Below are 17845 nucleotides of genomic sequence, written 5' to 3' on the forward strand. Positions count from 1 at the left end.
GTCCGCCCGATCTCCGCCGGGACGGGACGGCGGCCGGGGAGCATGCCGGAATGCCCCAGCCGCCTCCGCCCGGACCCGACGCTGCCCTGGTCGCGCCCCTGATCCGCCCGCGCCGCGCCTCGCCGGCCGGCGCCCGGGCGGAGCTGGCCGAGGCGCGGCTGCGCGCCGCCGGTGAGCTGGCCGAGGCGCTGCGCACGCTGCGCGACGACTCCCGGGCCTACCTGGAATCGGCCCACGGCCCGGCCCGCGCGGAGTTCCCCGCCGTGTTCCGTACGGCCGTCCTGGAGCTGACCGACCGGTTCGGCGCCCGGCTGAACCACCGGTTCGGTCCCGGGCCACCGCCCAGCCCGCCCCGGTCGTGCCCGCCGGGGCGCGCCGCCCGGTTCCGCCTGGAGGCCCGGCTGACCGTGGCGGCCAGCGTGTCCGGCGCGATCGGGCTGGGCCGGCTGGCGGTGGAGCCGGCGCTGGCCGCGCCCCGGGCGGTGGGTCTGCCGGCCGAGTTGGGCCTGGTGCTGGTGTCGGTGCTGGTCGGTGTGCTGGTCGGACTGGCCGGTCAGGTGGCCCGGTCACGGCGGGCCGGCGCGGAGCGGGCCTGCCTGGCCCGGTGGGCGGCCGAGGGGCTGGCCGACCTGCGTGCCGCGCTGGAGACCGCGCTGGCCCAACGCGTCCTGCACGCCGAACGCCGACTGCTCTCCACCACCCCGAGGCCCTCGATCCCCGCGGCCCGCCGCCCGTCCGACCCACCGCCGTGCCAATCTCCACCCGGGCAACGCGACCACCGGCCGACGCCGCACAAGAAGGTGTGACGTCGTTTAGCCCGCACCCCGTGCGGCGCCGCCCGGATTGCCCGGATCAGCGGTGCACGTAGGTGGCTCAGAGTTCGCGGGCGATCCGCTGGGCGACCCGTTTTCCCTCGGAGACCGCGCCGTCCATGTACCCCTCGTTCCGGGTGGCGGTCTCCGCGCTGGCCCAGTGCACCCGCCCCACGGGGTCGGTCAGGGCCGTCGTGTACTGGGTGGTCAACCCGGGAGCCCGGGCGGCGACGCAGCCGCTGATCCACGGTTCGTGCGCCCAGTCCTTCTCCAGGAGGTCCACCGGGTGCGCGGCCCTCGGTCCGAAGATCGTGGTGAGGTCGGCGACGAAAGCGGCCCGCCGGGCCTCGGGATCGTCGAGGATCTCGTCGCTCCAGGTCAGCCCGTACCCCGCGCCGGCGGTGCCGACGAAGGTCAACAGGATGCCCAGGCTGCCGTCGGGCGGGGAGTTGTCGATCACGAACCCGGCCACCGGCAGGTCGGTCAGGGCCATCCCGCTCAGGCCCTGATCCCGCCAGAACGGCCGGTCGTAGACGGCGAAGAGCTTGCTCTCCGTGCCGTTGTGCCACTTGCGCTGCAGGGCGGCGCGGCGGACCGGGAGCTCCGGGGTGAAGCGGATGCGGTCCGCGTCCGCCGGCGCCATCGCCACGATGACGTGCCGCGCCCGCACCTCGGCGCGGTGCGACCTCACCAGGGCGCCGTCGCCGTCCCGCACGACCTCGGTGACCGGCGAGCCGAGCACCACCCGGTCGCCCAGCCGCTCGGCGATGGTCAGCGCGATCAGCTGGGTGCCGCCGGCGACCCGTGTCTCCTGGGCTCCGCCGGTGACCTCGATCAGGTGCCCGATGCCGCCCGCCGAGGCGATCCGGGACAGCATCAGCAGCAGGGAGGTGCTGTGCGGGTCCTCGCCGTTGACGATCGTGAAGCAGAGCGTCAGCAGCCGCCGCGCCTCCCGGGTCAGCGTGTTCACGTCGATCCAGCGGCCGAAGGTGGTGCCGTCCCACCGGCGCGCCCGTTTCGCCGCCCAGGGCCGGTCGACCGGCACCGACCGGGCCATCCGCTCCAGCCGCAGCTGCGCCTGCGCGAAGTCCGCGAAGGCGGCCCGGGACATCGGCGGGATCGGCCCGGTGAACAACTTCCTCCGGCCGTCGCGCAGGTAGACGTGCCGGCCGTGGATGTGCGTGTCGAAGGTCGCCAGCCCGAGCTCGTCGATGAGGGCGAGGATGTGGTCCTGCCCGGGGCCCACCCACTGGCCGCCTCCGTCGGCCACCACCCCCGGGGCGACCTCGACGTTGACCGTCCGGCCGCCGACCCGCTCGTTGGCCTCGAGCACGACCACCGAGTGCCCCGACCGGGTCAGCTCGCGGGCGGCCGTGAGGCCGGCGAGCCCGGCCCCTATGACGGCCACGTCGGCGGCGCGGTGGCCGCTCACCGGGCCGCCCGGTGGAGCCGGTCGGCGAGTGAGCCGAGGTGGGGAGCCTGGGCCAGGCCGGGCCCATTGCAGCCGATCAAGTAGAAGATGTTGTCCGTTGCTTTGCCGGCCACCGGCAGCCGGGCCATCTCCTCAGGCCACCGTCTCGACGATCTCGTGGCGGGCCACGCCGACCTGCTCGAGCGCCTGGTAGAAGGCCGCCGGGTCGGCCCAGTCCTCGGGTGCGAACGCGCCCTTCCGCTCCGGGTCGGCCAGCGCGAGCAGCGCGAACGCGGCACAGGCCGTGCCGGTGACGCCGCCCATGTTGTTGAGCGCGCCGTGGGGGCGCATCCGGGTGCGCCGGGCGGAGACCGCCGGCTTGCCGTTCCTGGTGCCGTAGACCTGGGCCAGCAGGCCGCCGCGGTACGGGTAGGTGCGGCGCAGCGCGGACATCGCCAGGAACCTGGCCATCTCGGTCGGGCCGCACTCGCCCCGGCGGACCTGGCCCGCCATGCCCCGCAGGGTGTTGCGCCAGCCCTTGGCCGAGCCCGGGCCGCCCTTGACGACGTCCTCGATGAAGTCCACCGCCTCCCGGGCCGTCATCCGCCCCTCCTGGACGGCCAGGCCCATGCCGCGGGCCAGCCCGTTCAGCGGGGCCGGGTCGAGCCCGCCGACGCAGCGGATGCGCCGCGCGCCGGGGTAGCGGCGGGGCAGGGTGACGGGTTCGGGGTGGGCGGTCTCGTACAGCAGCACGTCCGCTGCGCCGGCGAGGATGGGGAAGGTGCCGGTCTCCACGAACGTCTCGTGCACCACCTGGCGACCCTGCTCCCAGGTCAGGCAGTCGCCGGCGGAGATGTGCAGCAGGTGCTCGAGGACGGCCCGGCCCACGGCGGGGCGCTCGTCGCCCACCAGCCAGCAGAGGTCGATGACGTCGACGGTGTCGAGATCGCTCGCGGCGTCGACGGCCAGGACGTTGGACATGCCCGGTGAGGCCCCGCAGCCGACGTAGACCGGTACGCCCGCCGCCCGGGCCTTCTGGTCCAGGCTCAGGGCGTGTTCGGTGCTCTCGACGTCGTCGTCGAAGTCGAGGTAGGGCACCTTCGCCTCCAGGCAGGCCTCGATCACCGGTGCCGAGGTCCGGATGTACGGGCCGGCGCCGAGGACCACCAGCGCCGCGTCGCCCACCAGCTTCCGCAGGGCTTGGTCGTCGAAGAGATCCAGGCGATGGACACTCGCCCGCCCCGCCGGCAGCTTCCGGGCCAGGGGTTCGAGTGACTCCGGGCGAATGTCGGTGAGCACCAGCTCCCGGCCGCCGGGGGCCAGGGCGAACTGTTCGATCGCCACCCGGCACATCTCACCGGCCGCGCCGATGAAGACCACCTTCGTCCTCGCCATGGGTCTCTCCTCGTCATCCCGACATGTAATCGAACTCGATTCGAGTTTGACTCTTGGCATTGACGTCGTCAAGACCTCGGTTGATACGATCTCGAATCGTGGTCGAGTTTTCCGGGGCGCGGGCCCGGCAAGCCCCCGCGCGGCCCAACGCCGTGCTACAGCGCCGAGGGGTGGAACGCGTCGAGGCGATCCTGGACGCCGCCGAGCGGATCCTCGGCGGGGAGGGTTACCCGGCGGCGACCCTCAAGGCCATCGGTGAACGCGCCGGCATCCCCACGGCCTCGGTCTACCACTACTTCTCCGACCGCAACCAGGTGGACGCCGAGCTCATCCGGCGCCACATCCGCGCCCTCGACCAGCGGGTCTCCACCGCACTGGAGGATGAGGCGCGACCGGTCTCGCTGCGCGCGGCGGTCGACGCGGTGATCGACTCGATGCTCGGCTACTTCCGCGAGCACCCGAGCTGTGTGGAGCTGTGGTTCTCCGGGCGCAGCGACCCGCTGCGGGAGCTGGTCCAGGCGTTCGACGATGCGACCGCCGAGCACGTGTGGCGGCTGGCGACCGAGCGCGGGCTCCTGCGCGAGGACACGCCACTGCTGGTCATGCAACTGGCCTTCGAGGCCGGAAACCGCCTGTTCGACGTGGCGTTCCGGCGCACCCCGACCACCGGCGACGACGCCACCCTCGACGAGGCCCGCCGCCTGGTCACCGCCTACCTGGAGACCTACGCCGCCTAGAGCAGGACCAGGGACATCATGGACTTGCGGATCACCGGTTCGTGCCGGGGGAAGCTGGCGTCCGGCGTGGTGGCCGTGACCACGTAGATCTTGCCCGGGACCACGACCACCAGCTGCAGGTTCCGCATCGTGATCTGCTGGGTGAAGGTGGAGCCGAACAGGTGGCCCGGTAACCCGCTGGGCAGGGTCACCGCCTCGTCGACCACCGGGTGGTAGCCCGGCGCCAGGGCGGGCAGCTGCTGGCGGGTCTGGGTGACGGTGGTCGCCAGGTCGTCCTCGGTGGCGGCGGTGACCACGTTCATGGTCACCGTCACCGGCGGGCCGGCCGAGGTGTCCGGGGCCGGCAGCAGGAAGGTGACCGCCGCCTGCTCCGGGCCGGCGCCGATCCGCCAGCCCTGGGGCGGGTCGATGCCGAAACCGTTGGTCTCGTCGCGGTACCCGACTGACGGCCCGGCCTGGTCCGGCGCCGCCTGGTCGGGTTCGGCGGGGCCGCCCGAGCACCCGGCCAGAACGCCCAGCAGGGCCAGCGCGGCCAGCACCCCGGCCCGCCGAGTCGATCTCATGGCGCACATCCTCGCGGGTGCCCGCCTCAGCGTCCAGGCGGGCTGTCGATCAGGCGCATAGGGTGACGCCATGAGCTCATCGCGAGTGGAGCCGCCGGCCCACCTGGGGCCGCCGGAGGTCGTCGAGGTCAGCGACGGCGTTTACGCCTACATCCAGCCGGACGGCAGCTGGTGGATCAACAACACGGGTTTCCTGGTCGGCGAGCGCGGGGTGATCAGCGTCGACGCCTGCTCCACCGAGCGGCGCACGCGGGCGTACCGGGAGGCCATCGCGCGGGTCACCGACCGGCCGGTGCGCACGCTAATCAACACCCACCACCACGGTGACCACACCTTCGGCAACTGCCTGTTCGGCGAGGCCACCATCGTCGCGCACGAGCGCACCCGGGAGGAGCTGCTGGCTGCCGGCACACCCGGGCAGCTGCCCTTCTGGACGCCCGTGGACTGGGGCGGCCTCTCCCTGGCGCCGCCGTTCCTGACCTACACCGAGGGCGTCACCGTGTGGTCCGACGAGCTGCGCTGCGAGGTGCGCCACGTCGGCGGCCCGGCGCACACCACCAACGACTCCATCGTCTGGCTGCCCGAGCGGTCCGTGCTGTTCTGCGGCGACCTGCTCTTCCAGGGCGGCACGCCGTTCCTGCTGATGGGCTCGGTGGCCGGGGCGATCGACGTGCTGGAGAACGTGGTCAAGCCGCTCGGTGCGCAGACCATCGTGCCCGGCCACGGCCCGGTGAGCGGCCCCGCGCTGATCGACGAGGTGCTCGGCTACCTGCGGTTCGTGCTGGACACCGCGCGAGCCGGCAAGGCCGCCGGGCTGTCACCGCTGGACGCCGCCAAACAGGTCGACCTCGGCGGCTACGCCGACCTGCTGGACGTCGAGCGGATCGTGGGCAACCTGCACCGGGCCTACGCCGAGCTGGGCGACACCCCGCCGGGCGGCCCGATCGACCTCGTGGCCGCGCTCAACGACATGATCGCCTACAACGGCGGCAAGCCGCTGACCTGCTACGCCTGAAGTGACTGAATCACCCTGCTGAAGTGACTGAATCAGCGGTGGGGATAGGCTCCGAAGCCGTGCCGATCTACGCCCTCGGAGCCAGTGAGCCCGATATTCATCCGGATGCTTACGTGCATCCGGACGCGGTGGTGATCGGGAACGTCACGCTGGGGGCGTTCACCACGGTGTGGCCGACCGCCGTGTTGCGCGGCGACGACGGCGGCATCGTGGTCGGCGAGCGCACCAGCATTCAGGACGGCACGATCATCCACTGCACTGTGGTGCAAGACACGGTGATCGGCGACCGGGTGACGATCGGCCACAACGTGCACATCGAGTCGGCGGTGGTCGGCGACGGCTGCCTGATCTCGTCCGGCTCGGTGGTGCTCAACGGCGCCCGGGTGGACGAGGGCGCGGTGGTCGCCGCCGGTGCGGTGGTCTCGCCCAACGCGCACGTGCCCGCCCGGCGGATGGCCCTGGGCGTGCCGGCGAGGGTGCGCGAGGGCTACCAGGTGCCGGAGAACTACTTCGATTTCGCCGTCGAGTCCTACGTACAACGCGGCAAGCGATTTCGCGCGGAACTGCGCAGATTGGATCGGTCATGACGGCGAAACCGCTGGCGGAGGTGGTCGAGGCGGGTTGGGCGAAGGCGCTCGAACCGGTCGCCGAGAACATCGCCTCCATGGGCCAGTTCCTGCGCGCCGAGATCGCGGCCGGCCGCCGCTACCTCCCGGCGGGGGAGCACATCCTGCGGGCGTTCCAGCAGCCGTTCGACGAGGTCCGGGTGCTGATCGTGGGGCAGGACCCCTACCCGACCCCGGGGCACCCGGTCGGGCTGTCGTTCTCGGTCTCGCCGGAGACCCGGCCGGTGCCACGCAGCCTGGCGAACATCTTCCGGGAGTACGGCGAGGACCTGGGGCACCCGGTTCCGTCCTGCGGCGACCTCACGCCGTGGACCGAGCGGGGCGTGCTGATGTTGAACAGGGTGCTCACCGTGCAGCCCGGCCAGCCCGCCTCACACCGGGGCAAGGGCTGGGAGGACGTCACCGACCAGGCCATTCGTGCGCTGGCTGCCCGGCCGGTGCCCCTGGTGGCGATCCTCTGGGGACGGGACGCGCGCACGCTGCGCCCGCTGCTCGGCTCGGGCGTGCCGTGCATCGAGTCGGCGCACCCCAGCCCGATGTCGGCGGACCGCGGTTTCTTCGGCTCTCGACCGTTCAGCCGGGTGAATGCCCTGCTCACCGAGCGTGGCGCGGACCCGATCGACTGGAAGCTTCCTTAGGCTGTCCACCCCACGATCGAGGCCCCGCATTGTGTCCTGGGCCCGGTTCTGGGAGCATCGGTGACGCGCACACGCGCATATCTCGGCTAGTAGAGGAACAGAAACATGGCGCAGGGCACGGTCAAGTGGTTCAACAGCGAGAAGGGCTTCGGCTTCATCACTCCTGATGGAGGCGACAAGGACGTGTTCGTCCACTACTCGGCCATCAACGGCAACGGGTACCGCTCGCTGGAGGAGAACCAGCGTGTTGAGTTCGACATCACGCAGGGTCAGAAGGGACCGCAGGCCGAGCAGGTCACGGTCATCTGAGACTTAAGGCTCCCCGGAGCACGCAAAAACCCGCCGCCGGCCAAGCCGTGCGGCGGGTTTTTCGCGAGTGGGGCCGGCTCAGGCGCGGGCCACCTTGCCGGCCTTGAGGCACGAGGTGCAGACGTTGAGCCGCCGGCGGGTACCGCCGACCTCGGCCCGGACGGTCTGGATGTTCGGGTTCCACCGGCGGTGGGTACGGCGGTGCGAGTGCGACACGGACATACCGAAGCCCGGACCCTTACCGCAGACGTCGCAGACGGCAGCCACGTCGATAACTCCTTGTGTTCGATCGGGATGCGCGCATCGCACGCGCGCGACCGGCGGGCGCGCCGGAGCTGTTCCATAACAGGGTAGCGACCGGTTCGGCGACCGGCCAACCCGGGGGATGTCCTACGCTCGGCAGGCGCAACCAGCGGGGAGGAGCGGGGGTCGGTGTTGCGGGTTCTGGACGCGGCGGCGATCCGGCGCTGGGCGGACGCCGCGGTGCGGGTGCTCGAGGCGCGCCGGGAAGAGCTGGACCGGTTGAACGTGTTCCCGGTGCCGGACGCGGACACCGGCAGCAACCTGGCGCTCACCATGCGCGCGGCGGCCGACGCGCTGGGCCGCCTGCCGGCCACGGCCGGGTCGGCCGAGGCGGCCGCCGCACTGGCCAGCGGCGCGCTGCGCGGGGCCAGGGGCAACTCCGGGGTGATCGTCTCCCAACTGCCGAGGGGGCTGTCCGAGGCGCTGCACGCCGGCGAGTACCTGGGTGAGCACGGCCGGACCCTGGCCGCCGCGCTGAGCCGGGCCGACGAGCTGGCCCGGGCCGCGGTCAGCCACCCCGTGGAGGGCACCATCCTGTCCGTGCTGAGCGCCGCCGCCCGCGCGGCGACCCGGGAGGCCGAGACCGCGCGGGCCCGGGAGGACGGGCCGAGGGAACTGGTCCGGGTGCTGGACGCGGCGGTCACCGCCGCCGGGACCGCGCTGGCCGAGACCCCCCGCCAACTGCCCACGCTGGCCCGGGCGGGCGTGGTCGACGCGGGCGGCAAGGGCCTGGTGCTCATTCTGGAGGCGTTGCTGGCGGTGCTGAGCGGTCGCCCGGTGGACGTGGTGACCGGGACCGGCACGTACCGGCCCAGCTTCCGGTCCCGGGAGCGGGACGCGCTGATCGCCGACCGGGAGTCCGGGTCGGCCGAGTTCGACTACGAGGTGATGTACCTGCTGGAGGGCAGCTCGCCGGACCGGGTGGAGCTGATGCGCGAGCGGCTGGCCGAGCTGGGCGACTCGGTGGTGGTGGTCGGGGACGGCCAGGTGGGCGGAACCGCGATGTGGAACGTGCACGTGCACTGCACCGACGTGGGCGCGGCGATCGAGGTCGGCCTGGAGGCCGGCCAGCCGAGGCGGATCACCGTGGTCCGGTTCGCCGACCAGCTGGCCGAGCGGGGGGCCGACGACGGGCGGTTCGTGCGGGACCGCGCGGTGGTCGCGCTGGTCACCGGGCGGGAGCTGGCCGACCTGGTCCGGACGGACGGGGTGACCGCACTGGTCGCGCCGCCCGACCGGCAGCCGGACGTGGCCGAGATCGTCGCCGCGGTGGCCGGCTGCCAGGCGCGGCACGTGGTGGTGCTGCCCAACGACATGGACCTCAACCAGGTTGCCGAGGAGGCGGCCGACCAGTTCCGGGCCACCGGCCGCACGGACACCGACGTCGTGGTGGTACCCACCTCGTCGGTCCTGCAGGGGCTGGCCGCGCTGGCCGTGCACGACCCCGAGCGCCGCTCCGGCGCCGACGTGGTGGCGATGGCCGAGGCCGCCGCCGCGACCCGCACCGGGGTGATCCGGATCGCCGAGAGCGAGGCCCTGACCTGGGCCGGCCGGTGTTTCGCCGGGGATGTGCTGGGCCTGGTGGACGGCGAGGTGGTGCTCATCGAGCAGGATCTGCGGAAGGGCGCGGCCCAGCTGGTGGACCGGATGCTCACCACCGGCGGCGAGCTGGTCACCGTGCTGCTCGGGCAACCGGACGAGGGCGGCACGGCCGAGCTGGGCGAGTACCTCGCCGGGCACCTGCGACAGACCCACCCGGAGGTGGAAGTGACCTGCTACCCGGGCGGGCCCGCCGGGCGGCCCGTGCAGTTGGGAGTGGAATGACCGACCTGGACAGTCAACTGGAGCCGCTGGTCGGGAAGCGCTCGGCGAAAGCACTGGCCGAGCACCTGGACCTGAACACGGTGGGCGAGCTGCTGCGCCACTACCCGCGCCGGTACGGCGAGCGGGGCAAGCTGACCGACCTGTCCAAGCTGACCCTGGGCGAGCACGTCACGGTGCTCGCGGAGATCCGTTCGGTGAACAGCCGGCCGATGCGCCAGCGCCGGGGCACCATCATGGACGTGGTGATCGGCTCCGGCTCGCACCGGCTGAGCTGCACCTTCTTCAACCGCCGCTTCCAGGGCGACCTGGTGGCCGGGCGCACCGGGCTCTTCTCCGGCAAGGTCACCGCCTTCCGGGGCAAGCTGCAGCTCAACCAGCCGGACATGATGATCTTCAAGGGGGACGGCGACGAGCTGGACGAGCTGGACGAGTTCGCCGGAGCGATCTTCCCCATCTACCCGGCGACCACCAAGCTGGCCTCCTGGCAGGTCGCCCGCTGCGTGCGCCAGGTGCTGAACGTGCTGGACGAGCCGACCGACCCGATGCCGCTGGAGGTGCTGGCCGAGCGCGGCCTGCCCGCCCTTGGCGGCGCGCTGCACGACATCCACCTGCCCAAGACCGACCGGGACTGGCGGACCGCCCGTGAGCGGCTGGTCTGGGACGAGGCGCTGGCCGTTCAGCTGGCCCTGGCGCAGCGCCGGCAGTCCGCGCTGCTGCGCCCGGCGCCGGCCTGCCCGCCGGCCGCCGGGGGCATCTATGACACCTTCGACGCCCGGCTGCCCTTCGAGCTGACCCAGGGCCAGCGCGAGGTGGGCGAGGCGATCAGCCTCGACCTGTCCGTCGAGCACCCGATGAACCGCCTGGTACAGGGCGACGTCGGCGCCGGCAAGACCATCGTGGCGCTGCGCGCCATGCTGCGCGTGGTGGACGCCGGCCGGCAGGCCGCCATGCTCGCCCCCACCGAGGTCCTCGCCGCGCAGCACGCCCGCACGCTGCGCGCCCTGCTCGGCCCCCTGGGCGACGCCGGCGAGCTGGGCGCGGCCGACCAGGCCACCAAGGTCACCCTGCTCACCGGTTCGCTGCCGGCCAAGGTGCGCAAGCAGGCACTGCTGGACGTCATGACCGGCGAGGCGGGCATCGTGGTCGGCACCCATGCACTGATCCAGGACAAGGTGCAGTTCCACGACCTGGGGCTGCTGGTGGTGGACGAGCAGCACCGGTTCGGGGTGGAGCAGCGCGACGCGCTGCGCACCCGGGACAGCGGGACGACCCCGCACCTGCTGGTCATGACGGCCACCCCGATCCCGCGCACGGTGGCCATGACGGTGTACGGCGACCTGGAGATCTCCGCGCTGCGCGAGCTGCCCCTGGGCCGTTCGCCGATCTCCACCACGGTGGTGCCGGCCGGGGAGAAGCCGGCCTGGCTGCCCCGGGTGTGGGAGCGGGTGCGGGAGGAGGTGTCCGGCGGCCACCAGGCCTTCGTGGTGTGCCCCCGGATCGGCGGCACCGACGACCTGGACGAGCTGGACTTCGAGACGATGAACGAGGCCGAGCTCCAGGCCCTGGACGACGTGCTGGCCGAGGACGAACCGAAGAAGCGCCCGGCCATGGGCGTCGAGGAAGTCGCCCCGATGCTGGTCGACGGCCCGCTGGCCGGCCTGCGCATCGGGGTGCTGCACGGCCGGCTGCCCAGCGACGAGAAGGACGCGGTGATGCGCTCGTTCGCGCTCGGCCAGCTGGACGTGCTGGTCGCCACCACGGTGGTGGAGGTCGGGGTCGACGTGCCGAACGCCACCGCCATGGTGATCATGGACGCGGACCGGTTCGGGCTGTCCCAGCTGCACCAGCTGCGGGGCCGGGTGGGCCGGGGCTCCGCGCCCGGGGTGTGCCTGCTGGTCACCGAGGCCCCGGCGGCCAGCCCGGCCCGGGTCCGGCTGGACGCGGCCGCGTCCACCACCGACGGCTTCGAGCTGGCCCGGATGGACCTGGAGCTGCGCCGGGAGGGGGACGTGCTGGGCGCTTCCCAGTCCGGCCGCAACTCCGGGCTGCGCCTGCTGTCCCTGCTGCGCGACGAGCGCACCATCGCCGACGCGCGGGACACCGCATGGCGGCTGGTCGCCGCCGACCCCTTCCTGGAACAGCATCCCGGCCTGGCCGGGATGGTCGCGGAGATCGTCGACGAGGACCGGGCCGAGTACCTGGAGAAGGCATGACCGGCCGAGTGGTCATCCTCACCGGGCCGCCGGGCGCCGGCAAGAGCACCGTCGCGAGATTGCTGGTGGACACGTTCGACCTGGGCGTCCACCTGCACACCGACGACTTCTGGCACTACATCCGGCGGGGCGCCGTGGAGCCCTACCTGCCCGAGGCGCACCGGCAGAACCAGGTGGTGATCGGCGTGCTGGCCCGGGCCGCCTGTGGTTACGCGGCCGGTGGTTACGACGTGGTCTGCGACGGCATAGTGGGTCCGTGGTTCCTGCCGGTATTCCGGGCGGAGGCTATCGGGATCGAGCTGCATTACGTGGTGCTGCGCCCGGACGAAGGCACCACCTTGCATCGCGCCACCGCCCGGACCGGCGTCGATGATCTCACCGACCCGGAGCCGGTGCGGTTGTTGCACGGTCAGTTCGCGGAGCTGAGCGAGTTGGAGCCGCACGTGCTCGACTCCAGCCGGTTGGATGCCGCTGGAACGTGCGAAGCGGTGTTGGATGGGTTGGGTGCGGGTGCGTATCGGCTCGGGAAGCTGGCCTCCTCGGGCTGACGGCGTCCGGCTGGATGCGGTGCCGGTTCTTTAAGGGCGCTTGGACGGCCGCGGTTGGGTTGGTCGGCCGCGACTGGGGCTTGGCCCGTTGCGTTGTGCTGGTTGGCCTGGTCCGGCGGTTGCGGAGGCCCTCCGCCATGATCACCATGGCATGGTGGCCACTTTGGGTGCCTTGGGGCGACCACTATGCCCTGTTGACCATGAAGTGGGGCTCCAGGCGGCGGGTTTCGACTAAGACTCAAGATCGACATCAACCTGACGGCCCTCTTGCGTCTCGAAAAGGGCCCTGAGGTTGATGTCGATCTTGAAACGGGCCGCATCCGGCACCAGACGCAACGGGCCGAGCGCCAGCCGCGGCAGACCAACCCAACCGCGGCCGTCCAAGCGCTCTTGAAGAACCCTCACCGGCCCCTTAAGCCGAAGGGGCGTGGTACCGCCCGGTGAACTCCACGGTCCCGCCCTCGTCGTACCGGTCGTGCGGCCGCACCCAGTCGGTGAGCGAGTGGTTCGGGCCGTTCTCGCGGCGGCCGAACGGCGTGATGTCCAGGAACGCGTATGTGGTCAGCAACTCCTCGCCGCCGCGGCCGTACGACGAGTAGGTGTGGAAGATCTCCCCGTCCGGTGTCCGGTGGAACACGCTGCGGCCGGAGAGGTCCTCCAGCGGGACCTGGCACTCCCGGTAGTTGTAGTAGATCGTCCCGTCCGGCACCCGGTCGGCCGGGAAGGACACGTTGAAGTCGTAGTTGAAGTCACTCCGGAACGACGACACGAACCGGAACTCCCAGCCCATCCGCCGGCGGAACGGCTCGATCTCCCCGATCGGCGCCCTGGCCACCGCCGCGTAGGAGACGTCGTGGTTGTTCAGGTGGGTGAGCGCCCCGCTGACGTGGTCCGCCTCGAACGCGCAACCGACGCACGGGGTGGTCTGGCCCGGCGCCATCATGTAGTGCTTGACGACCAGCTGGCTGCGCCCTTCGAACAGGTCGGCCAGCGAGACCGGGCCGTCCGGCGCGTCGAAGACGTACTCTTTCTCGATCTTGACCCAGGGCAGCTCGCGGCGTTCGGCGGCGATGGCGTCGCGCAGCCGCGTCAGCTCCTTCTCCTTCTTCAGCAGCTCGACGCGGGCGGCTAGCCACTTGTCCGGGGTGACGATCTTTTGCGGTGATGTCATACCTGGTAAGACCGCGCGACCTCCGGGAAGTCATCGCCAGCGGGGGCCGGGGCGGGCAGGCTGGCCCGGGCGGCCGCGTCCAGGCTGGCCAGCGCCGGGCGGGGGACCTGGAGCCGACCGGTGCGGTCCAGCCGGGCCAGTTCGGTGCGGGCCTTGGCGTAGGCGGCCAGGCGCTCGGCGTCGTTTCCGCTGTCCCGGGCCATGGTGAGCAGCTTGATCAGGCGCTGCACGGTGGCGCGTTCCTCGGCCGGCAACCCGGCCAGTCGGATCCGCTCGGCGGCCTCCCGGGCGGCCCGCCAGCAACGCCAGGCGTGCTCCACCGCGTGCCGGTAGCGGGCCGCGTACTCGGCCGGCGGCTCGGTCTCGGTGTGCAGCGCCTGCGCGGCCGCGAACGCGTCCACGAACCGGCCGGTGGCCGGCACGGTGACGTCGGCCAGCGCGGGCAGCCGCAGCACCTCCAGCGCGTCGCACTCGTAGGCCCCGTACTCGGCGCGCAGCTGCTCGAACCGGCGGGCGGTGGCCGCCCATTCCGGCTCCGCCGGCCGGGGCAGAGGGGCCGCCGGGCCCCGCACGCGCCGCCGGAAGATCCGGCGGATCGCCCGGCGCACCAGGGTTACTCCGATCACAGTGGCCACCAGGCCCACGCCGAACGCCCACGCCAGGCCGGGCAGCACCACTTCGGGCCGGATCACCAGGCCTACCAGCAACGCAAGGATTACCAGGCGGAGTAGGACGTGCCGGCGCGGGTAGTGCCGGTGGTAGCGGTGGTAGCGCCTTCGATGCATGGCTGCGGTGGGCTTCCGTGCGGGCCGGGGCGGCGGTGTGATGAGGTTTCTGCTTGTCCAACCGGTACTTCACAAGGTAGCCCGATCGGCCAACCTGGAGGCAAGATGTTTCGCAAGGTGCTCGTCGCCAACCGCGGCGAGATTGCGATTCGCGCGTTTCGCGCCGCGTACGAGCTAGGCATCGGCACCGTGGCGGTGTTCCCGCACGAGGACCGGAACTCCCTGCACCGGCTCAAGGCCGACGAGTCCTACCAGATCGGCGAGCCGGGCCACCCGGTACGCGCCTACCTGTCGGTGGACGAGATCGTCAAGGCCGCCCGGCGGGCCGGCGCGGACGCCGTCTACCCCGGCTACGGCTTCCTGTCCGAGAACCCGGACCTGGCCGAGGCCTGCGCGGAGGCCGGCATCACCTTCGTCGGGCCTACCGCCGAGGTGCTGCACCTGACCGGGAACAAGGCCAGCGCGAAGGATGCCGCGCGGGCGGCCGGGCTGCCGGTGCTGCGCTCCTCGGAGGCCTCCGACGACGTGGCCACGCTGCTCGCCGCCGCCGACGACATCGGGTTCCCGGTGTTCGTGAAGGCGGTGGCCGGCGGGGGTGGCCGGGGCATGCGCCGGGTGGCCGGCGCCGGCGAGCTGCGCGAGTCGCTGGAGGCGGCGATGCGCGAGGCGGACGCGGCGTTCGGCGACGGCCGGATGTTCCTGGAGCAGGCCGTGGTGAACCCCCGGCACATCGAGGTGCAGGTACTGGCCGACGGTGAGGGTGACACCATCCACCTGTTCGAGCGGGACTGCTCCCTGCAGCGCCGGCACCAGAAGGTGGTGGAGATCGCCCCGGCGCCGAACCTGGACCCGGACACCCGGGACCGGATCTGCGCCGACGCGGTCGCCTTCGCCCGCGCCATCGGCTACCGCAACGCCGGCACGGTGGAGTTCCTGCTGGACGAGCGCGGCGACCACGTGTTCATCGAGATGAACCCGCGCATTCAGGTGGAGCACACGGTGACCGAGGAGGTCACCGACGTGGACCTGGTGGCCTCGCAGCTGCGCATCGCCGCCGGTGAGACGCTGGCCGACCTGGAGCTGTCCCAGGACACCATCACGCTGCGCGGGGCCGCGCTGCAGTGCCGGATCACCACCGAGGATCCGGCCAACGGCTTCCGCCCGGACACCGGGGTGATCAGCACCTACCGCTCGCCGGGCGGCTCCGGCGTCCGGCTGGACGGCGGCACGGTGCACACCGGCGCCGAGGTGAGCGCGCACTTCGACTCGATGCTGGCCAAGCTGACCTGCCGGGGGCGGGACTTCGCCACCGCCGTCCGCCGCGCCCGTCGCGCCGTCGCCGAGTTCCGCGTGCGCGGCGTGTCCACGAACATCCCGTTCCTGCAGGCCGTGCTGGCCGACGAGGACTTCCAGGCCGGCCGGGTGACCACCTCGTTCATCGAGCAGCGCCCGCACCTGCTGACCGCCTGGCAGCCGGCCGACCGGGGTACCCGGGTGCTCTCGTACCTGGCCGCGACCACGGTCAACAAGCCGCACGGGCCGCGCCCGAAGGTGGTCGACCCGGTCACCAAGCTGCCCCAGGTGGACCTGCTGCCGCCGGCCCCGGACGGTTCCGTGCAGCTGCTGCGCGAGCTGGGACCCGAGGGGTTCGCCCGCCGGCTGCGCGAGCAGACCACCGTCGGGGTCACCGACACCACCTTCCGGGACGCGCACCAGTCCCTGCTGGCCACCCGGGTGCGCACCAAGGACCTGCTGGCGGTGGCCCCGCACGTGGCCCGGATGCTGCCCGGGCTGCTCTCGCTGGAGTGCTGGGGCGGCGCCACCTACGACGTGGCGCTGCGCTTCCTGGCCGAGGACCCGTGGGCGCGGCTGGCCGCGCTGCGGGAGGCGGCGCCCAACCTGTGCCTGCAGATGCTGCTGCGCGGGCGCAACACGGTCGGCTACACGCCCTACCCGGTGGAGGTGACCGATGCCTTCGTCGCCGAGGCGGCGAAGACCGGCGTCGACATCTTCCGAATCTTCGACGCGCTGAACGACGTGTCCCAGATGCGCCCGGCCATCGACGCCGTCCGGGAGACCGGGACCGCGATCGCCGAGGTCGCGCTGTGCTACACCGCCGACCTGTCCGACCCGGCGGAGAAGCTCTACACGCTGGACTACTACCTGCGGCTGGCCGAGCAGTCGGTCGAGGCCGGTGCGCATGTGCTGGCCATCAAGGACATGGCCGGCCTGCTGCGCCCGCCGGCCGCGCGCACCCTGGTGACCGCGTTGCGCGACCGCTTCGACCTGCCGGTGCACCTGCACACCCACGACACCGCCGGGGGGCAGCTGGCCACGCTGCTGGCCGCGATCGACGCCGGGGTGGACGCGGTGGACGCGGCGGTGGCCTCGATGTCCGGCACCACCTCGCAGCCCTCGCTGTCCGCGCTGGTGGCCGGCACCGACCACACCGAGCGGACCACCGGCCTGGGCCTAGTCGAGGTGAACGACCTGGAGCCGTACTGGGAGGCCGTGCGCAAGGTGTACGCGCCGTTCGAGTCGGCGCTGACCTCGCCCACCGGCCGCGTCTACACCCACGAGATCCCCGGCGGGCAGCTGTCCAACCTGCGCCAGCAGGCCATCGCGCTGGGCCTCGGCGAGCGGTTCGAGAAGATCGAGGACTGTTACGCGGCCGCCGACCGGATGCTGGGGCGGCTGGTCAAGGTCACGCCGTCGTCCAAGGTGGTGGGGGACCTGGCGCTGCACCTGGTCGGCGCGGACGTGGACCCGAAGGAGTTCGAGTCCGACCCGGGCCGGTTCGACGTGCCGGACTCGGTGGTCGGCTTCCTGCGCGGCGAGCTGGGCGACCCGCCCGGCGGATGGCCGGAGCCGTTCCGGTCCCGCGCTCTCGAGGGCCGCTCTCCCGCGAAGGGGGAGACCGCACTCGGCGACGACGACCGCAAGGGGCTGCGCGAGGAGCCCAGGCGCACGCTGAACCGGCTGCTGTTCGCCGGCCCGACCAAGGAGTTCGAGGCGCACCGGGAGTCCTACGGGGACACCTCGGTGCTGTCCACCCGGGACTTCCTCTACGGGCTGGAGACCGACACCGAGCACGAGGTGGAACTCGAGCCCGGGGTCACCCTGCTGATCGGCCTGGAGGCCATCTCGGAGCCGGACGAGCGGGGTTTCCGCACCGTACTGGCCACGTTGAACGGCCAGCTGCGGCCGATCCAGGTGCGGGACGAGTCGGTGGCCACCGACGTGAAGGCGGCGGAGAAGGCCGACCGGGGCAACCCGAAGCACGTCGCGGCGCCGTTCGCCGGGGTGGTCACGCTGGCCGTCGCGGAGGGCGACACGGTGTCCGCCGGGCAGACCGTGGCGACCATCGAGGCGATGAAGATGGAGGCCGGCATCACGGCGGCCACCGGCGGGCGGGTGGCCCGGCTGGCCATCGGTGCCGTGCAGCAGGTGGAGGGTGGCGACCTACTGGTCGAGCTGGACTAGCCGCAGCAAACC

The 17845-nt window shown here is 72.4% G+C and carries 17 protein-coding genes; 10 read left to right on the forward strand and 7 right to left on the reverse strand.

Annotated features, from left to right (window positions below):
* Positions 1 to 50 precede the first annotated feature (50 nt).
* The gene (locus tag ABEB12_RS20025) at positions 51 to 806 is read left to right on the forward strand and encodes a hypothetical protein (RefSeq protein ID WP_185060258.1); all 756 of its coding nucleotides are present in this window, start codon (positions 51 to 53) and stop codon (positions 804 to 806) included.
* 67 nt (positions 807 to 873) lie between these two features.
* Here ABEB12_RS20025 and ABEB12_RS20030 read toward each other — a convergent pair whose 3' ends face one another.
* Genes ABEB12_RS20030 through ABEB12_RS20040 form a run of 3 tightly spaced genes read right to left on the reverse strand, consistent with a single transcriptional unit; the run spans position 874 to position 3618 of the window.
* Positions 874 to 2244: an FAD-dependent oxidoreductase gene (locus ABEB12_RS20030; protein ID WP_185060259.1), complete on the reverse strand. Its 1371-nt coding sequence runs from the start codon at positions 2242 to 2244 to the stop codon at positions 874 to 876.
* Positions 2241 to 2372 (reverse strand): hypothetical protein, encoded by a 132-nt coding sequence (locus ABEB12_RS20035; RefSeq protein WP_345702970.1) that lies wholly within the window; start codon positions 2370 to 2372, stop codon positions 2241 to 2243. The genes ABEB12_RS20030 and ABEB12_RS20035 overlap by 4 nt, the downstream gene beginning before the upstream one ends.
* Positions 2373 to 2376: 4 nt before the next feature.
* A complete protein-coding gene (locus ABEB12_RS20040) occupies positions 2377 to 3618 on the reverse strand; it encodes a saccharopine dehydrogenase NADP-binding domain-containing protein (RefSeq protein WP_185060260.1) in 1242 nt (413 codons plus the stop codon).
* A 98-nt stretch (positions 3619 to 3716) separates the two neighbouring features.
* On the opposite strand from ABEB12_RS20040, the gene ABEB12_RS20045 reads away from it, so the two are divergent.
* Entirely contained in the window at positions 3717 to 4355 is a 639-nt protein-coding gene (locus ABEB12_RS20045; protein WP_221497645.1) for a TetR family transcriptional regulator, read from the forward strand.
* Here the strand turns inward: ABEB12_RS20045 and ABEB12_RS20050 are convergent.
* Entirely contained in the window at positions 4352 to 4918 is a 567-nt protein-coding gene (locus ABEB12_RS20050; protein ID WP_185060261.1) for a DcrB-related protein, read from the reverse strand. The two genes, ABEB12_RS20045 and ABEB12_RS20050, sit on opposite strands and share 4 nt — an antisense overlap.
* A 70-nt stretch (positions 4919 to 4988) precedes the next feature.
* On the opposite strand from ABEB12_RS20050, the gene ABEB12_RS20055 reads away from it, so the two are divergent.
* From ABEB12_RS20055 to cspE, 4 genes are all read left to right on the forward strand, one after another.
* A complete protein-coding gene (locus ABEB12_RS20055; RefSeq protein WP_185060262.1) occupies positions 4989 to 5933 on the forward strand; it encodes an MBL fold metallo-hydrolase in 945 nt (314 codons plus the stop codon).
* A 59-nt stretch (positions 5934 to 5992) separates the two neighbouring features.
* Positions 5993 to 6520, forward strand: coding sequence for a gamma carbonic anhydrase family protein (locus ABEB12_RS20060; RefSeq protein WP_185060263.1), 528 nt, complete (start codon positions 5993 to 5995; stop codon positions 6518 to 6520).
* Positions 6517 to 7197 (forward strand): uracil-DNA glycosylase, encoded by a 681-nt coding sequence (locus ABEB12_RS20065; RefSeq protein WP_185060264.1) that lies wholly within the window; start codon positions 6517 to 6519, stop codon positions 7195 to 7197. Before ABEB12_RS20060 ends, ABEB12_RS20065 begins: the two co-directional genes overlap by 4 nt.
* Positions 7198 to 7302: 105 nt before the next feature.
* Positions 7303 to 7506, forward strand: coding sequence for a transcription antiterminator/RNA stability regulator CspE (cspE, locus tag ABEB12_RS20070; protein ID WP_185060265.1), 204 nt, complete (start codon positions 7303 to 7305; stop codon positions 7504 to 7506).
* A gap of 78 nt (positions 7507 to 7584) precedes the next feature.
* Here the strand turns inward: cspE and rpmB are convergent, their stop codons facing one another.
* The gene (gene rpmB, locus ABEB12_RS20075) at positions 7585 to 7773 is read right to left on the reverse strand and encodes a 50S ribosomal protein L28 (RefSeq protein WP_185060266.1); all 189 of its coding nucleotides are present in this window, start codon (positions 7771 to 7773) and stop codon (positions 7585 to 7587) included.
* A 165-nt stretch (positions 7774 to 7938) separates the two neighbouring features.
* On the opposite strand from rpmB, the gene ABEB12_RS20080 reads away from it, so the two are divergent.
* The 3 genes from ABEB12_RS20080 to ABEB12_RS20090 are packed head-to-tail and all read left to right on the forward strand — an operon-like array spanning position 7939 to position 12394.
* A complete protein-coding gene (locus ABEB12_RS20080) occupies positions 7939 to 9633 on the forward strand; it encodes a DAK2 domain-containing protein (RefSeq protein WP_185060267.1) in 1695 nt (564 codons plus the stop codon).
* Positions 9630 to 11846, forward strand: a complete 2217-nt coding sequence (recG, locus tag ABEB12_RS20085) for an ATP-dependent DNA helicase RecG (RefSeq protein ID WP_185060268.1) — start codon at positions 9630 to 9632, stop codon at positions 11844 to 11846. The genes ABEB12_RS20080 and recG overlap by 4 nt, the downstream gene beginning before the upstream one ends.
* Positions 11843 to 12394, forward strand: coding sequence for an AAA family ATPase (locus ABEB12_RS20090; protein ID WP_185060269.1), 552 nt, complete (start codon positions 11843 to 11845; stop codon positions 12392 to 12394). Before recG ends, ABEB12_RS20090 begins: the two co-directional genes overlap by 4 nt.
* A gap of 412 nt (positions 12395 to 12806) precedes the next feature.
* Here ABEB12_RS20090 and ABEB12_RS20095 read toward each other — a convergent pair whose 3' ends face one another.
* Together ABEB12_RS20095 and ABEB12_RS20100 are read right to left on the reverse strand one after the other, a co-directional pair.
* A complete protein-coding gene (locus ABEB12_RS20095) occupies positions 12807 to 13565 on the reverse strand; it encodes a DUF899 family protein (RefSeq protein ID WP_185060270.1) in 759 nt (252 codons plus the stop codon).
* On the reverse strand, positions 13562 to 14350 hold the full coding sequence (locus ABEB12_RS20100) for a hypothetical protein (protein ID WP_185060271.1): 789 nt from the start codon (positions 14348 to 14350) through the stop codon (positions 13562 to 13564). Before ABEB12_RS20100 ends, ABEB12_RS20095 begins: the two co-directional genes overlap by 4 nt.
* Before the next feature lie 105 nt (positions 14351 to 14455).
* Between ABEB12_RS20100 and ABEB12_RS20105 the strand changes: the two genes are divergently transcribed.
* Positions 14456 to 17833, forward strand: coding sequence for a pyruvate carboxylase (locus tag ABEB12_RS20105; RefSeq protein ID WP_185060272.1), 3378 nt, complete (start codon positions 14456 to 14458; stop codon positions 17831 to 17833).
* The last annotated feature ends 12 nt before the right edge of the window (positions 17834 to 17845 follow it).

The sequence above is a fragment of the Actinospineispora eucalypti genome, from assembly GCF_039543365.1.
GTDB lineage: Bacteria > Actinomycetota > Actinomycetes > Mycobacteriales > Pseudonocardiaceae > Pseudonocardia > Pseudonocardia eucalypti.

Bases quoted from the DNA above. Each gene is read 5' to 3' on its own strand.
- ABEB12_RS20025 (WP_185060258.1), top strand. From the start codon at position 51: ATGCCCCAGCCGCCTCCGCCCGGACCCGACGCTGCCCTGGTCGCGCCC.
- ABEB12_RS20035 (WP_345702970.1), bottom strand. From the start codon at position 2,372: ATGGCCCGGCTGCCGGTGGCCGGCAAAGCAACGGACAACATCTTCTAC.
- ABEB12_RS20040 (WP_185060260.1), bottom strand. From the start codon at position 3,618: ATGGCGAGGACGAAGGTGGTCTTCATCGGCGCGGCCGGTGAGATGTGC.
- ABEB12_RS20050 (WP_185060261.1), bottom strand. From the start codon at position 4,918: ATGAGATCGACTCGGCGGGCCGGGGTGCTGGCCGCGCTGGCCCTGCTG.
- ABEB12_RS20055 (WP_185060262.1), top strand. From the start codon at position 4,989: ATGAGCTCATCGCGAGTGGAGCCGCCGGCCCACCTGGGGCCGCCGGAG.
- ABEB12_RS20065 (WP_185060264.1), top strand. From the start codon at position 6,517: ATGACGGCGAAACCGCTGGCGGAGGTGGTCGAGGCGGGTTGGGCGAAG.
- cspE (WP_185060265.1), top strand. From the start codon at position 7,303: ATGGCGCAGGGCACGGTCAAGTGGTTCAACAGCGAGAAGGGCTTCGGC.
- recG (WP_185060268.1), top strand. From the start codon at position 9,630: ATGACCGACCTGGACAGTCAACTGGAGCCGCTGGTCGGGAAGCGCTCG.
- ABEB12_RS20090 (WP_185060269.1), top strand. From the start codon at position 11,843: ATGACCGGCCGAGTGGTCATCCTCACCGGGCCGCCGGGCGCCGGCAAG.
- ABEB12_RS20095 (WP_185060270.1), bottom strand. From the start codon at position 13,565: ATGACATCACCGCAAAAGATCGTCACCCCGGACAAGTGGCTAGCCGCC.
- ABEB12_RS20100 (WP_185060271.1), bottom strand. From the start codon at position 14,350: ATGCATCGAAGGCGCTACCACCGCTACCACCGGCACTACCCGCGCCGG.
- ABEB12_RS20105 (WP_185060272.1), top strand. From the start codon at position 14,456: ATGTTTCGCAAGGTGCTCGTCGCCAACCGCGGCGAGATTGCGATTCGC.